Genomic DNA, 14,299 nt, shown 5'->3' with positions numbered 1-14,299 from the left:
CTTGACGGTTTTCTGTCCAGTTACGGCATTCAGGCTTCCGCCAATGCCGCAGCTTCTTCCACATCCACCGAAACCAGTCGCGAACAACCCGGTTCATGCATGGTTACCCCCATTAACTGATCCCCTAGCTCCATGGCGATCTTGTTGTGGGTAATGTAGATGAACTGCACCTGTTTCGACATCTCTTTGACCATATTGGCGTAGCGGCCAACGTTGGCGTCATCCAGCGGTGCGTCGACCTCGTCGAGCATACAGAACGGCGCCGGATTGAGCTGGAAGATCGAGAACACCAGGGCAATCGCGGTCAGGGCTTTCTCCCCACCAGACAGGAGATGAATAGTACTGTTCTTCTTGCCCGGCGGGCGCGCCATGATGGTAACACCAGTTTCCAGCAGGTCTTCACCGGTCAACTCCAGATAGGCGTTACCGCCGCCGAACACTTTCGGGAATAGCGCCTGCAAACCGCTGTTGACCTGGTCAAAGGTCTCCTTGAAGCGTTGACGGGTCTCCCGGTCAATCTTCCGGATGGCATTATCCAGAGTCTCCAGCGCCTCCATCAAATCGTCGTTTTGGCTGTCGAGGTAGGTCTTGCGCTCGCTCTGGACCTGGTATTCCTCGATGGCAGCAAGGTTGATGGCACCCAGGCGCTGGATGCGATTGCCGATCTTTTCGAGCTCCTCGGCCCAATCCTTTTCATTGGCGCCTTCGGGCAGCTGCTCCAGAATGTCCTGCAGCTTCACATCCAGCTCTTTCAACTGTTCGATGTGGTTACCAGAGCGGATTTCCAGGGCCTGGGATTCCATCTTCAGTTTTTCGAGGCTCGAGCGAACATCCTGGATCTGATGATCAACCCGACTGCGGCCCTGCTCCTTGTCCCGCACTTCTCGATCGATTTCCTCGAGCGCGTCCCGGGCACCGCCCAACTTTTCCTCTTCCGCCAGACGACGATCCAACAACCCTTCCAGTTGCATCTGTAAATCTTCGATGGGCTCTTCCGCGCTTTCGCGCGATTCCCGAAGTATTTCCAGGCGCTCTTCAATGCGCTCCTTCTGCATCTGCATTCGCTCGATGGTCTGCTTCAGGCCATCGCGCTGGCTATGCAAAGACTGCAGCTGTAGTTGCAGTTGGTGGGCATGATCGCGGTCATGACGGGCATCGTGCCGGAGCCGGTCCAGATTTTCCCGCAGACTGTCCCGTTGCTCCAACAAGCGTTCTTTTTCCTCATCACTGTCCTCGCTGGAAGCCAGAGCCTGCTGCCATTCTTCCCGGGCACCCTGCAAGCTCTCTTCCCGATCTTCAAGGTTCAGGGACACGTCGGACAGGTCTTCGCGAATACTCTTCAACCGGGCATCGATCTGTTCCGCCCTGGCCCTGAGGCCGCTGATCCGAGACGACAAACCACTCAATTCGCGTTCGGCATCGCTCAAACTGGCCTGGGCGTCATCACGCTCCGCCTCCGCTCGCTCGGCGCGCTCCTGCAGGCTGTCGAGCCGATCGCTCGTCAGTTCCAGAGATTCCTCGGCCTGGGCCAGCTGTTCGGTTAATTCACTGACCTTTTTCTGACGCTCAATAACACCAACCTGTCCCGCCTCCGAATCCGGCATAAGCAGCCAGTCGCGGGATACCCACACACCTTCGGGCGTAATCGCACTTTCACCGTCAGTCAGGGACGCTCGAAGCTCGAGGGCGTGATCCAGCGTCTCAACGGTCTTAATTCCGGCCATCAGCGAGGAAACAGCCGGCAGCCCGGAAACCTTGGCAGCCAATCTATCGCCGCTAAACTCGGCTGGTTGTTGCTCGACGGAATTCACCAGGGCGAGACCTTTCGGAGCGGACGCCATGGCCGCCGAGAGGTCTTCGATGCCGGGCAGCGCCAGTCCGTGGGTGAATCGGCCGATGACCTGCTCGACCGCGAATTCCCAGCCATTCTCGATACTCAGCTTTCCAGCCACGCGGGGCGAGTCGGTCAGGCCATGCTCGGACAACCAGCCCTGTAATGCATCGTCCTGGCCGCCTAACTGCTCATCCAGCAAGGCCTGCTGCGATTCCAGCGAAGCCCGCAGACTCTGCACCTTTTGACGATCCTCGGCGGCGGCCTGCTCTGCCTCACGCTGATTCTGGCGGGCCTCGTAAAGATTCTCCTGGATGGTTGCGATGCGTTCGGACGCCTCTTCACGCTGGAGCTCCAGAGTTTCCTGCTGCTCGAGCAACTCCTCCAGTTCAGCCCGATCCATCTGGCCGTCCAGCAGTGCCTGCTCGTCTTCCAGCTTGCGGTATCGGTTCCGCAGTTGCTCGATGGCATCTTCCAGAGAACGAATACGGGATTGCGATAGCTCGGCCTGACGACGGGCATCGGAGGAGCGACCGCTGAAGTCCTCCCACTGTTGCTGCCACTCGCTCATGGCGTCCTCCGCCATCTGCAGTTCTTCACCCGACTCTTCGGAGCGAAGCGCGAGGGCTTCCTGTTCTGGCTCGATCATATCGAGCTCTTCCTGGATGCCGGCCAGCCGGCTCTCATCCTGTTCCAATTCCCGGGCCAGTTCCCGTTGATTGGCCATGGCCTGGTCCAGCTCCGCGGCCGTCTGGCGGCTACGTTCACGCTGATGTTCAAGGCTCTGTTCAATCCGGGCAATATCCGCACCGGCCTCGTAATAACGAGCCTGGGCCTTGTTAAAGTGCTCTGTTCGATCCAGATGGTTGTCCCGCAGGGATTCCATCGAGGTTTCCAGGTTAACGCGCTCGGTGAGCCGTTTTTCCAGCTCAAGCTCTGTGTCACGGATTTTACTGCGCCAGTTTTGCAGATCATTATCGAGGGTCTGCCAACGCAAGACCGTGAGCTCGGCTTTTTTCTGACGCTCTTCGTGCTTGTAGGCCTTGTACTTTTCAGCCGCCGCAGCCTGACGTTCCAGGTGCTGCAACTGTCGCCCCAACTCGTCCCGCAGGTCAGTCAGGCGTTCCAGGTTTTCCTGGGTGCGCCGGATGCGGTTTTCCGTTTCCCGGCGGCGTTCCTTGTACTTGGAGATGCCAGCCGCTTCCTCAATGTAAATCCGGAGCTCTTCTGGCTTGGCCTCGATCAGGCGGGAAATCATGCCCTGCTCGATGATGGCGTAGCTACGGGGACCCAGACCCGTACCGAGGAACAGATCGGTAATATCACGGCGCCGGCACTTGGAGCCATTCAGGAAGTAATCGGACTGGCCTTCGCGGGAGACACGGCGGCGCACGGAAATTTCGTTGAAGCTGACAAACTCGCCCGGAGCCGAGCCGTCGCTGTTATCAAAGACCAGTTCAATGGAAGCCTGACCGACAGGCTTGCGAGCACTGGAGCCATTGAAGATAACGTCGGTCATGGATTCGCCGCGCAGGTACTTGGCGGAACTTTCACCCATCACCCAGCGAACGGCATCGATAATATTGGATTTGCCACAGCCGTTAGGCCCCACCACGGCAGTCATGTTGGATGGGAACGGCACAGTGGTTGGGTCAACAAAGGACTTGAAACCAGCCAGCTTGATGGATTTCAGACGCATATCAGGTGTTCTCCTCATCCCTGAGAATGGTCAGTACCTGCTTGCGCTGGTGCTCACCGAAGGACTCGATGACCGACTGCAGACGGACCACGTCATCGTTGACGGCGGCATCGGCCAACTGACGGAAAAAGGTCGCGGTTTCACCGATCTCGCCCCGGAAATGCTCCAGGGCGACAAAATAGGTACGGCTGATGGCCGGACGAAAGTTTTCCAGGGTTTCTTCCAGAAACGGGTTCTCGACGAGCTTGTAGGCGTACCGCATGACACCGAAACCAGCGTCGATGACTTTTTCGGCAGCATCGGTACCCGTCGAATTCATCGCTGCAATCACCGCTTGCAGCTCGCTGACCTGCCCCATTACCCCGCCTAATTCCTTGCCGGACCAGCGCTCCAGCACTTTGCGCCCGAGCATGCACAGCAGATCAATATAGATGTCGTAAAGGCTGTTGACGCTCTCAGGCGTTAAATTCGAAACCACCGCGCCACGACGTGGGTAGATGTTGATCAGGTGGCGACGCTGGAGAATCAGAAGGGCTTCACGCACGGAGCCACGACTGACATTGAGATCTCCGGCAACCTTGAGCTCCTGAATACGCTCTCCAGGCTCAAGATCTCGAGTAATGATCCGTTGCCCCAGGTGCTGGGCGATTTGTTCAGACAGACTTTCCGGGGCCTGGAACCTCATAAAGATAGTCGCTCACTTCTACAGACGGCATAGGTACAAGCGCAGCAGTTTATCACAGGCGTCCGCCAGCCCAATGCCCTCACCTGACATTTCGATTTCAATCCTCGGCTCAGGCGGCAAAGGCCTGCCGGTAATTTGACGCCACTTCAGATTAACGTTGGCAAGGAGCGACATGAAGGATCAAATGCAAGAGCTAAAAGTCTGTTTTTATTGACGTTAAACATTTTGGCATAGGTTCTGCTTTGAACTGGTCAGATTAGCGCAAATTCCACGGACAGAGTGAACACCAGTGAAACAGATACCTTCCATCGAACGATCCATCGCTCAGCCCCACAAGTTGGCGGAATTGAGACAGGCGCAGAAGGACTGGACCAACACCCCTGATGTGCTCTCACGCCTGACCCGGCGGTTGTCCACAACGCTTTCACTGGAAACCCAGCTCGGCATTGTCGCTGACGAGCTCGGGGAAACCGTACCCTTTGATTCACTGAACTACCGGCATCGGATTGCCCGCCAGGATTTCGTATTTGCCTCGGGCCTGGGTGGTCAGCACAAGTGCGAGTACCGTCTTAACCTAGAGGGCGTTTCCTACGGCACTCTTTCCCTTTACCGGCGCAAGAAATTCTCTGAGGAGGAACTGGAGGGAGTCGAAACCATATTGGGCGCGGCTATCTGCCCTCTGCGCAATGCCTGCCAGTTCCTTACCATCGAGCAGGCGGCATTGACCGACTCTCTGACCGGCATCCCGAACAAGCGCGCTCTGGACGACAATCTATTAAGGGCGAGCCAACTGTCTGCCCGTCACGACGAATGCTACTCGCTGATTCTGTGCGACCTGGACCATTTCAAGAAGGTCAACGACAACCACGGCCATGTGGTTGGCGACCACCTCCTGCAGCAGGCCGCAGAAACCATTGAACGGGCTCTCAGGACGTCAGACAGTGTCTACCGGTTCGGAGGAGAGGAATTTGCCATTGTGCTCCCGCACACCTCTGATCAGGATGCACGGGATGTCGCAGACAGAATTCGGAAGGCCATTGCCAACATCCGTGTTGACTGCGGAGACGGTAAGCTCTCGGTAACAGCGAGTTGCGGTGTTGCTACGCATCTGGGCAACGAAACGCCGGAACAATGGCTGGCGCGGGCAGATGATGCCCTGTATCACGCCAAACGCTCCGGCAGAAACTGCACTCAGGTATTCGCAACTATCGGCTGAGGCCTACTTCTTAACCGGCTTGCGCTTGGGAGCAGTAGCCTTTACTGAAGATTTCGCTGGCCGAGAGTCGCTTACCTGCCAGCGACTGCCACTGCGTTTCTGATTTCTGGCAGGACTTTTTCGGCGCTGCCGATCCTGAGCCGCTTTCTCACTGGGCGTTTTCTGCGGAATGGCGAGCGCGTTCAAACCAACCGTGCGGCTCAGGGAGTCCACGGCTTTCTGATCCAGCTCTTCCCACTTGCCCAGAGTCAATCGGCTGGGAAGAAAAACCGGCCCATAGCGAACCCGCTTCAGGCGACTCACCTTCACACCCTGGGATTCCCAGAGACGGCGGACTTCCCGGTTACGCCCTTCGAGCAGCGTCACGTGGAACCAGCGGTTCATGCCACTGCCACCCGCCGGGCTGATGTCGGTGAACTTGGCCATGCCATCTTCCAACAACACGCCCTGCATCAGGCGCTCAACCATGGCGTCATCCACCTCACCAAAGATGCGTACCGCGTATTCACGGTCAATCTGGCTGGATGGGTGCATCAATCGATTGGCCAGCTCGCCATCGGTGGTGAATAGCACCAGGCCGGTGGTGTTGATGTCCAGGCGACCAATGGAAATCCAGCGGTGGTCCTTGAGACGGGGCAATCGATCGAACACCGTCGGCCGACCTTCCGGATCCTTGCGGGTGGTGACCTCACCCTCAGGCTTGTTATAAATCAGAACCCGACGAACAACCTCGGCAGCGCCGGAGACATCGAGGCGCTTGCCATCAAGCTCAAACTGGTCCTGAACCGTCGCTTTCTGCCCGGGCGAGACCGCATGGCCATTCACAGTCAGGCGCCCGGCCTCCATCCAGCCTTCAATTTCACGCCGCGACCCTACACCAGCCCGCGCCAGAAGCTTCTGGATGCGCTCAGGACCAGCATCGCTGACTGCGTCGACCGCTGGTTTAGCGGCTTTCTTTGGGCGTTGTGAACCCATGTATAAATCCTTAGTTACTGACCGAGACCGTAGCGGTCTCAGTGAAGTGTCTGCTCGTTCTTGTCGTCGTCTTTCGGCGACTCAAACTCTATTTCCGCCTGCATGTTCTTTTCAATCTCGCGCCCGATTTCTTCAAGGTCCCGCACATCCGATAACGGTGGCAACTGATCCAGGCCACTGAGATTGAAATAATCGAGGAACTGCTTGGTCGTCGCGTACATAGCGGGCCGCCCTGGTACATCCCGGTGCCCGACGACGCGAACCCACTCTCGCTCAAGCAGCGTGCGAATGATATTGCTGCTTACCGTAACGCCCCGGATATCTTCAATTTCACCCCGGGTAATGGGTTGGCGATAAGCGATCAGCGCCAGGGTTTCCAACAATGCCCGAGAATAGCGCTGGGGCCTTTCCTCAAACAGACGGCCGACCCAGGGCGCGTACTCTTCGCGGATCTGGAGACGGTAACCACTGGCAACCTTCTTCAACTCAAAGCCGCGATTCTCGCACGCGGATTCCAGCAGCATCATGACATGCTCCATAACCTGCCGCGCCGGCCGCTCATCCTCTGTGAACAGCTCTCGCAACTGGTCCAGCGACAACGGTTTGCCGGCTGCCAACAGAGCCGCTTCGGCAATCGCCTGGATACGTAACAGATGCTCTTCATTCATAACGGTGACCCGTACTCCACACGTCTCTCAGAAAACAGCCTGCGGGCACCATCAGCTCGCCGCCCGGGCTCTAACATGGATTGGCCCCAGCACCTCGGCCTGAACCACTTCAATCAGCTGTTCCTTTACCAGCTCCAGGGTCGCCAGGAACGACACCACCACGCCCAGTTTGCCCTCTTCCGGAGTAAACAGGCTCTCGAACGTGACAAAATGATCGTCCCGCAATACCGACAGAATTGCCGACATGCGCTCGCGAGTGGACAACTTTTCCCGCTCAACATGGTGACTGGTGAACAGATCGGCACGCTGGAGCACACCCTGCAAGGCCAGCAGCATTTCCCGCAAATCAACGTCCGGATGCGGCTGGCTCGAGGGCAACTTCGGCAGCGCTGCCGAGGCGTTAAAGTTGTCTCGTTCAAGGCGTGGCAGCTCGTCGATATCCTCGGCCGCCTGCTTAAACCGCTCATATTGCTGCAAACGACGGATCAGCTCGGCCCGGGGATCCACCTCATCGTCGTCTTCACTCTCCTGTCGCGGCAGCAACATGCGCGATTTGATCTCGGCCAGCGTCGCCGCCATCACCAGGTACTCGGCAGCCAATTCGAAGCGCATGGCCTCGACGGCCCCAATGTAATCCATGTATTGGCGGGTAATTTCGCTGACATCGACGTTCAGGATGTCCATGTTCTGGCGCCGAATCAGATAAAGCAGCAGATCCAAAGGCCCTTCGAAGGCCTCCAGGAACACCGCAAGGGCGTCGGGCGGTATGTAAAGATCTTTGGGCAGATCGACGACGGGCTTGCCGGAAACCCGAGCAAGCGGCGACTGCTCGGGCGTCACTTCCTCGTCGGCCACTGGCGTAGCTGCGCTGTCGTCCATCACCACTCTCTCCTCTGGGAGCACCTTACTGCCCTGACCGTCACACCTGAACAGGCCGCTTAACGGTAATGCAGCCCCATTGCCGCCCTTACTTCCTCGAGTGTATCGCGGGCCGCATCACGTGCATGCTCTCGGCCTTCCTGAAGGATTGAATGCACCAGGTCCGGGTTGCTTTCGTACTCGCGAGCGCGTTCATGCAGTGGGCGCTGCTCCTCGACAATGGAGTCGATCAGCGGTTTTTTGCAATCCAGGCAGCCAATGCCGGCACTCCGACAGCCGTGCTGAACCCAATCCTGGGTATCCGCGTCAGAATAGATCTTGTGCATCTCCCAAACCGGGCACTTTTCCGGATCGCCCGGATCGGTTCTGCGCACCCGCTGGGGATCGGTCTGCATAGTGCGGATCTTCTGGGCGACACTGTCCGGCTCTTCCCGCAGACCGATGTAGTTGTTGTAGGACTTGGACATCTTCTGACCGTCCAGCCCCGGCATCTTGGATTCCGGCGTCAGCAATGGCTGCGGCTCTGGCAGAATGACCTTGCCGCCACCTTCGATGTAGCCGTACAGCCGCTCGCGATCACCCAGGGAAATATTCTGCTGTTCCTTGAGCAAGGCACGGGCAGTTTCCAGTGCCTCCAGATCGCCCTCTTCCTGATAGCGCCGCTTGAGGTTGCGATACAGCTTGGCGTTCTTTTTCCCCATCTTGACGATGGCGCCTTCGGCCTGCTCCTCAAATCCTGGCTCACGGCCATAGATGTGATTGAAGCGGCGCGCAATTTCCCGGGTAATCTCGACATGGGAGACCTGATCCGCACCGACTGGAACCTTGCCGGCCCGGTAGACCAGAATGTCGGCACTCTGCAGCAAGGGGTATCCCAGGAATCCGTACGTCGCGAGATCCTTTTCCCTGAGCTTCTCCTGCTGGTCCTTGAAGGTGGGCACCCGCTCCAGCCAGCCAAGTGGCGTAATCATCGACAACAACAGGTGCAGCTCCGCGTGCTCAGGCACTTGGGACTGGATAAACATCGTTGACGAACCTGGATTGACGCCCGCGGCCAGCCAGTCGATAACCATGTCCCAGACACTTTGCTCAATGCCGGCAGGGTTATCGTATTCAGTGGTTAGCGCGTGCCAGTCGGCCACGAAGAAGAAGCACTCGAACTCGTGCTGGAGTTTCACCCAGTTTTTAAGCACACCGTGATAATGACCGAGATGTAGCTTGCCGGTCGGACGCATGCCGGACAGAACCCTTTGCTGGGAATCTACAGAACTCAAAGCACGAACTCCTCAATTTGTTTTTGGACCGCCATCATAAGACATGCGACCCGGCATTATAAATAAAAAACCCCCGCTCTGCAGGGCAGAAACGGGGGTTTCAGGAAAGAAGACCGACTTACCAGCCAGTTACTTCCTTCAGAGCCTTGCCGATTTCGGCCAGGCTACGCACGGTTTTAACGCCTGCGTCGTTCAGGGCGGCAAACTTTTCGTCTGCTGTACCCTTACCACCGGAGATAATCGCACCGGCGTGACCCATACGCTTACCAGGAGGCGCAGTAACACCAGCGATGTAAGAAACCACCGGCTTGGTTACGTTTTCCTTGATGAACGCAGCGGCTTCTTCTTCAGCGGTACCGCCGATCTCACCGATCATGACGATGGCTTCGGTCTGCGGATCTTCCTGAAGCAGCTTCAGGATGTCGATGAAGTTGGAGCCCGGAATCGGGTCACCACCAATACCGATACAGGTCGACTGGCCGTAGCCGAAGTCGGTGGTCTGCTTGACGGCTTCGTAAGTCAGGGTGCCTGAACGAGACACGATACCGACTTTGCCCGGCTTGTGGATGCTGCCCGGCATGATACCGATCTTGCATTCACCCGGAGTGATAACACCTGGGCAGTTGGGGCCGATCATGCGAACGCCTTTGCGATCGACGTACTCTTTCGCGTACAGCATGTCGATGGTCGGGATGCCTTCAGTGATGCACACAATCAGCTGGATGCCAGCGTCCGCGGCTTCAATGATGGCGTCCTTGCAGAACGGAGCCGGTACATAGATAACAGTCGCTTCAGCGCCCGTCTTCTCGACCGCGTCACGAACGGTGTTGAACACCGGCAGACCCAGGTGCTCAGTGCCGCCCTTACCCGGGCTTACGCCACCAACCATCTTGGTGCCGTACTCGATGGCTTGCTCAGAGTGGAAGGTACCCTGTGCGCCGGTAAAGCCCTGGCAGATAACCTTGGTGTCTTTATTGATCAGGATGCTCATTATTTACCCCCTGCGGCTTTAACGACTTGCTCTGCGGCATCCGCCAGGCTAGTGGCGGCAATGATGTTCAGGCCACTGTCGGCGAGTACCTGAGTGCCTTTCTCGGCGTTGTTGCCTTCAAGGCGAACAACCACAGGAACCTTAACGCCCACGTCCTTAACCGCACCGATAATGCCTTCGGCGATCATGTCGCAACGTACGATACCGCCGAAGATGTTAACCAGAACGGCTTGTACGCTGTCGTCAGACAGGATGATTTTGAACGCTTCTGAAACGCGCTCTTTGGTAGCACCGCCGCCAACGTCCAGGAAGTTGGCCGGCTGGCCACCGGACAGCTTGATGATGTCCATGGTGCCCATAGCAAGGCCTGCGCCGTTGACCATGCAACCGATGTTGCCTTCCAGCGCCACGTAGTTCAGTTCCCACTTGGCAGCTTCGGCTTCACGGGAATCTTCCTGGGAAGGATCGTGCATCTCGTGAACTTTCTTCTGACGGTACAGCGCGTTGCCGTCTACGCCAATCTTCGCATCCAGGCAGTGCAGGTCACCGGCCGGAGTGATAACCAGAGGATTGATTTCCAGCAGCGCCAGATCACGGTCTTCAAACAGCTTAGCCAGACCCATGAAGATTTTGGTGAACTGACCGATCTGCTTGCCTTCAAGACCCAGTTTGAATGCCAGCTCGCGGCCCTGGTACGGCTGTGCGCCAACCAGCGGATCAACTTCGGCTTTCAGGATCTTTTCCGGAGTTTCTTCGGCAACCTGTTCGATCTCAACACCACCTTCGGTGGAGGCCATGAACACGATACGACGGGTACCACGATCCACAACCGCGCCCAGGTAAAGTTCCTGGTCGATGTCGGTCAGGGATTCAACCAGAATCTTGCTCACCGGCTGGCCGTTCTCGTCAGTCTGGTAAGTTACTAGGTTCTTGCCCAGCCACTTTTCAGCGAACTCACGGATTTCGTCTTTGCTCTTGACCAGCTTTACACCGCCAGCCTTACCACGGCCACCAGCGTGAACCTGTGCCTTAACAACCCATGCGTCACCACCGATTTCGGTGGCAGCCGCTACGGCTTCCTGAGGGGTATCGCAGGCAACGCCCTGAGATACAGGCAGGCCATATTCAGCGAAAAGCTGTTTGCCCTGATATTCATGCAAATTCATAGTTAATGTCCCGCTTTTTGATGGAGGATAACCACGTACGGAAATGAACCCGCGCAAGCCCCGCTCCGGGACTGCTGTTGCGAATTCGGTTTGGCGAGCCGGGGATCACCTCAGCTCGCCGTGAGCGCAACCGGAAGCCAGCCGTTTTTATGGCAGTGGGGCGCCGTCATTGGCGCCCCCGCTTCCTGGCTTGCGTTACTTCTTTTTGCGGCGGTTGGCGACGTGAATCGCGCCACCGGCGACAGCCAGAGCTGCTTCATGCACAGACTCGGACAGAGTCGGGTGCGCAAAGCAAGTCAGCGCCAGATCTTCAGCGCTGGAACCAAACTCCATGGCAATTACGCCCTGGGCAACGATTTCCGAGGCCTGGGGACCAACAACGTGGAAACCGAGAATCCGGTCTGTTTTCGCATCAGCGATAATCTTGACCATGCCAGACGCCGAGTTGGCAGCCATTGCACGACCGTTGGCAGCAAACGGGAAGGAACCGACATTGTACTCTTCGCCTTCGGCTTTGAGTTCTTCTTCGGTCTTACCAACCCACGCTACTTCCGGAGCCGTATAAATCACGTTCGGGATGCAATCGTAGTTGACCTGCGGCTTGTGACCGGCGATCCGCTCGGCAACCATGACACCCTCTTCCGACGCCTTGTGCGCCAGCATCGGACCACGAACGACGTCGCCGATAGCCCAAACGCCAGGCGCTTCGGTCTTGCAGCTGTCATCAACGAAGATGAAACCGCGCTCGTCCATCTGAACACCCGCGTCTTCAGACAGCAGGTTGTCGGTGTACGGACGACGACCAACCGCGACAATCAGCTTGTCGAACTTGGCTTCGTGCTTACCCTTGGAATCTTCATAGGTAACGTTAACCAGCTTACGCTTAACCTCGGCTCCGGTCATGCGCGCGCCCATCACAATGTTCAGTCCCTGTTTCTGGAACTGTTTCATTGCATCTTTGGCGACCTGCTGGTCGACCGCTGGCAGGAACGTATCCTGAGCTTCCAGTACAGTCACTTCAGAACCCAGGCGTGCCCATACGCTACCCAGCTCAAGACCGATAACGCCAGCACCGATAACGCCCAGGCGCTTCGGTACTTCAGAGAATTCCAGTGCGCCCTCGGAATCAACGATGTTCTCACCGTCGAACGGAGCTGGCGGAATCTGAATCGGCTTGGAACCTGAAGCCAGGATTACGTTGTCGGCTTCGTAGGTCTTTGCGTTGCCATCCTTATCGGTGACTTCAACCTTGCGGTTGGCAAGCAGCTTGCCGTGACCGTGGATCGACGTAACGCCATTGGCCTTGAACAGCCCGGCAATACCGCCGGTCAGCTGCTTCACGATGCCACCCTTGCGCTCCATCATCTTGCCGATGTCCATTTTGACATCCTTGGCGATGATGCCCTGCATCTCGTAATCGTGCGTGGTTTCCTCATACTTGTGAGAAATTTCCAGCAGCGCCTTCGAGGGAATACAGCCGACGTTCAGGCAGGTACCGCCCAACACCTGACTTTTGCCGTCCGTAGACGTCCAGGACTCTACACAGGCCGTCTTAAGACCCAGCTGGGCAGCCTTGATGGCGGCAACGTAGCCGCCAGGACCTGCACCAATGACAATCACGTCATACTTATCAGACATATTTGATCCCGTTTTCTGATTCGTTAAGTGTCAGCTCAGACGTCCAGCAGAATACGCGCTGGATCTTCAAGCATTTCCTTAATGGCGACAAGGAATTGTACCGCTTCCTTGCCATCGATCATGCGGTGGTCGTATGACAGCGCCAGATACATCATCGGCTGGATCTCGACCTTGCCGTTAACTGCCATCGGACGCTCCTGGATCTTGTGCATACCCAGAATAGCTGTCTGCGGCGGGTTCAGGATCGGCGTCGAAATCAGCGAACCAAAGATACCGCCGTTGGTGATGGTAAAGGTTCCGCCGGTCATATCTTCGATGCCCAGCTTGCCATCTTTCGCCTTGGTGCCGTACTCGACAATCTTCTTCTCGATATCTGCCAGACCCATCGCGTCGGAGTCGCGCAGCACCGGAACAACCAGACCACGGTCGGTCGATACGGCCACGCCGATATCCTGGTAGCCGTGGTACACCATATCATTGCCATCGATAGAGGCATTCACTGCCGGGAAACGCTTAAGCGCTTCGGTCGCAGCTTTGGTGAAGAACGACATGAAGCCAAGCTTGATACCGTGACGCTTAACAAAGCTGTCTTGGTATTGCTTGCGCATTTCCATGATCGGCCCCATGTTCACCTCGTTAAAGGTGGTCAGCATGGCTGCGCTCTGCTGCGCATTCACCAGGCGCTTGGCGATACTGGCACGCAAGCGGGTCATCGGTACGCGTTTTTCAGGACGCTCACCGGAAGCCACATTTACCTCAGGCATGCCAGCAGCCGGTGCCGCTGCAGCAGCGCCGCCGGCCGGCTTGTTATCAATGTGACTCTGCACATCTTCCTTGGTAACCCGGCCGTCTTTGCCAGTGCCTTTGACAGAATTGGGGTCAACGTTGTTCTCATCAGCCAGCTTGCGAGCAGCCGGACTGAGGATGGCGTCGCCAGAGGCAGCGGCTTCTTCTTTCGGAGCCTCCTCTTTCGGCGCTTCTTCTTTCTTGCTCTCGGCAGGCTTGGATTCTCCAGCCGCGCCTTCCTTGAATTTGCCGATTACTTCACCGCTTTCCACGGTATCGCCTTCGCCCTTCATCACTTCTTCAATCACGCCATCGGCGGGAGCAACGACTTCCAGGACGACCTTGTCGGTTTCAATATCGACAATCAGTTCGTCTCGTGAACAGGCTTCACCCGGCTGCTTGTGCCAGGTCGCAACGGTACCCTCTGCGACCGACTCCGGGAAAACGGGGGCTTTAATCTCAGTTGACATTACAGATCCTTAGTTCGGTAG

11 protein-coding genes are annotated in these 14,299 nt (G+C 57.0%); 1 reads left to right on the top strand and 10 read right to left on the bottom strand.

Annotated features, from left to right (window positions below):
* Positions 1 to 29: 29 nt before the first annotated feature.
* Together smc and QUE89_RS07875 are read right to left on the bottom strand one after the other, a co-directional pair.
* Positions 30 to 3,530, bottom strand: coding sequence for a chromosome segregation protein SMC (gene smc / locus QUE89_RS07880; RefSeq protein WP_286222646.1), 3,501 nt, complete (start codon positions 3,528 to 3,530; stop codon positions 30 to 32).
* A 1-nt stretch (position 3,531) separates the two neighbouring features.
* On the bottom strand, positions 3,532 to 4,215 hold the full coding sequence (locus QUE89_RS07875; protein WP_286222645.1) for a GntR family transcriptional regulator: 684 nt from the start codon (positions 4,213 to 4,215) through the stop codon (positions 3,532 to 3,534).
* 289 nt (positions 4,216 to 4,504) lie between these two features.
* On the opposite strand from QUE89_RS07875, the gene QUE89_RS07870 reads away from it, so the two are divergent.
* A complete protein-coding gene (locus QUE89_RS07870) occupies positions 4,505 to 5,431 on the top strand; it encodes a GGDEF domain-containing protein (RefSeq protein ID WP_286222644.1) in 927 nt (308 codons plus the stop codon).
* Positions 5,432 to 5,434: 3 nt separating this feature from the next.
* Here the strand turns inward: QUE89_RS07870 and rluB are convergent, their stop codons facing one another.
* From rluB to odhB, 8 genes are all read right to left on the bottom strand, one after another.
* Positions 5,435 to 6,406, bottom strand: a complete 972-nt coding sequence (gene rluB, locus QUE89_RS07865; RefSeq protein ID WP_286222643.1) for a 23S rRNA pseudouridine(2605) synthase RluB — start codon at positions 6,404 to 6,406, stop codon at positions 5,435 to 5,437.
* 38 nt (positions 6,407 to 6,444) lie between these two features.
* Entirely contained in the window at positions 6,445 to 7,074 is a 630-nt protein-coding gene (scpB, locus tag QUE89_RS07860) for an SMC-Scp complex subunit ScpB (RefSeq protein ID WP_286222642.1), read from the bottom strand.
* A 51-nt stretch (positions 7,075 to 7,125) separates the two neighbouring features.
* Positions 7,126 to 7,953 (bottom strand): segregation and condensation protein A, encoded by an 828-nt coding sequence (locus tag QUE89_RS07855; RefSeq protein WP_286222641.1) that lies wholly within the window; start codon positions 7,951 to 7,953, stop codon positions 7,126 to 7,128.
* A gap of 59 nt (positions 7,954 to 8,012) precedes the next feature.
* The gene (locus QUE89_RS07850) at positions 8,013 to 9,188 is read right to left on the bottom strand and encodes a tryptophan--tRNA ligase (protein ID WP_286222845.1); all 1,176 of its coding nucleotides are present in this window, start codon (positions 9,186 to 9,188) and stop codon (positions 8,013 to 8,015) included.
* 157 nt (positions 9,189 to 9,345) lie between these two features.
* Positions 9,346 to 10,218, bottom strand: a complete 873-nt coding sequence (gene sucD, locus QUE89_RS07845) for a succinate--CoA ligase subunit alpha (RefSeq protein ID WP_041338717.1) — start codon at positions 10,216 to 10,218, stop codon at positions 9,346 to 9,348.
* Positions 10,218 to 11,384, bottom strand: coding sequence for an ADP-forming succinate--CoA ligase subunit beta (sucC, locus tag QUE89_RS07840; RefSeq protein WP_286222640.1), 1,167 nt, complete (start codon positions 11,382 to 11,384; stop codon positions 10,218 to 10,220). Before sucC ends, sucD begins: the two co-directional genes overlap by 1 nt.
* A gap of 195 nt (positions 11,385 to 11,579) precedes the next feature.
* Positions 11,580 to 13,022, bottom strand: coding sequence for a dihydrolipoyl dehydrogenase (gene lpdA / locus QUE89_RS07835; protein WP_286222639.1), 1,443 nt, complete (start codon positions 13,020 to 13,022; stop codon positions 11,580 to 11,582).
* A 35-nt stretch (positions 13,023 to 13,057) separates the two neighbouring features.
* Complete coding sequence (odhB, locus tag QUE89_RS07830; RefSeq protein ID WP_286222638.1) at positions 13,058 to 14,278, bottom strand: 2-oxoglutarate dehydrogenase complex dihydrolipoyllysine-residue succinyltransferase; 1,221 nt, start codon at positions 14,276 to 14,278, stop codon at positions 13,058 to 13,060.
* Positions 14,279 to 14,299: the final 21 nt, after the last annotated feature.

It is taken from the genome of Marinobacter sp. LA51 (assembly GCF_030297175.1).
Taxonomy (GTDB): Bacteria; Pseudomonadota; Gammaproteobacteria; order Pseudomonadales; family Oleiphilaceae; genus Marinobacter; species Marinobacter apostichopi.
This window is presented reverse-complemented; position numbering and strand designations above follow the sequence as displayed.

Excerpts from the sequence above, each read along its gene's own strand:
- smc (WP_286222646.1), bottom strand. The coding sequence starts at position 3,530 with ATGCGTCTGAAATCCATCAAGCTGGCTGGTTTCAAGTCCTTTGTTGAC.
- QUE89_RS07875 (WP_286222645.1), bottom strand. The coding sequence starts at position 4,215 with ATGAGGTTCCAGGCCCCGGAAAGTCTGTCTGAACAAATCGCCCAGCAC.
- rluB (WP_286222643.1), bottom strand. The coding sequence starts at position 6,406 with ATGGGTTCACAACGCCCAAAGAAAGCCGCTAAACCAGCGGTCGACGCA.
- scpB (WP_286222642.1), bottom strand. The coding sequence starts at position 7,074 with ATGAATGAAGAGCATCTGTTACGTATCCAGGCGATTGCCGAAGCGGCT.
- QUE89_RS07855 (WP_286222641.1), bottom strand. The coding sequence starts at position 7,953 with ATGGACGACAGCGCAGCTACGCCAGTGGCCGACGAGGAAGTGACGCCC.
- QUE89_RS07850 (WP_286222845.1), bottom strand. The coding sequence starts at position 9,188 with ATGCGTCCGACCGGCAAGCTACATCTCGGTCATTATCACGGTGTGCTT.
- sucD (WP_041338717.1), bottom strand. The coding sequence starts at position 10,218 with ATGAGCATCCTGATCAATAAAGACACCAAGGTTATCTGCCAGGGCTTT.
- sucC (WP_286222640.1), bottom strand. The coding sequence starts at position 11,384 with ATGAATTTGCATGAATATCAGGGCAAACAGCTTTTCGCTGAATATGGC.
- lpdA (WP_286222639.1), bottom strand. The coding sequence starts at position 13,022 with ATGTCTGATAAGTATGACGTGATTGTCATTGGTGCAGGTCCTGGCGGC.
- odhB (WP_286222638.1), bottom strand. The coding sequence starts at position 14,278 with ATGTCAACTGAGATTAAAGCCCCCGTTTTCCCGGAGTCGGTCGCAGAG.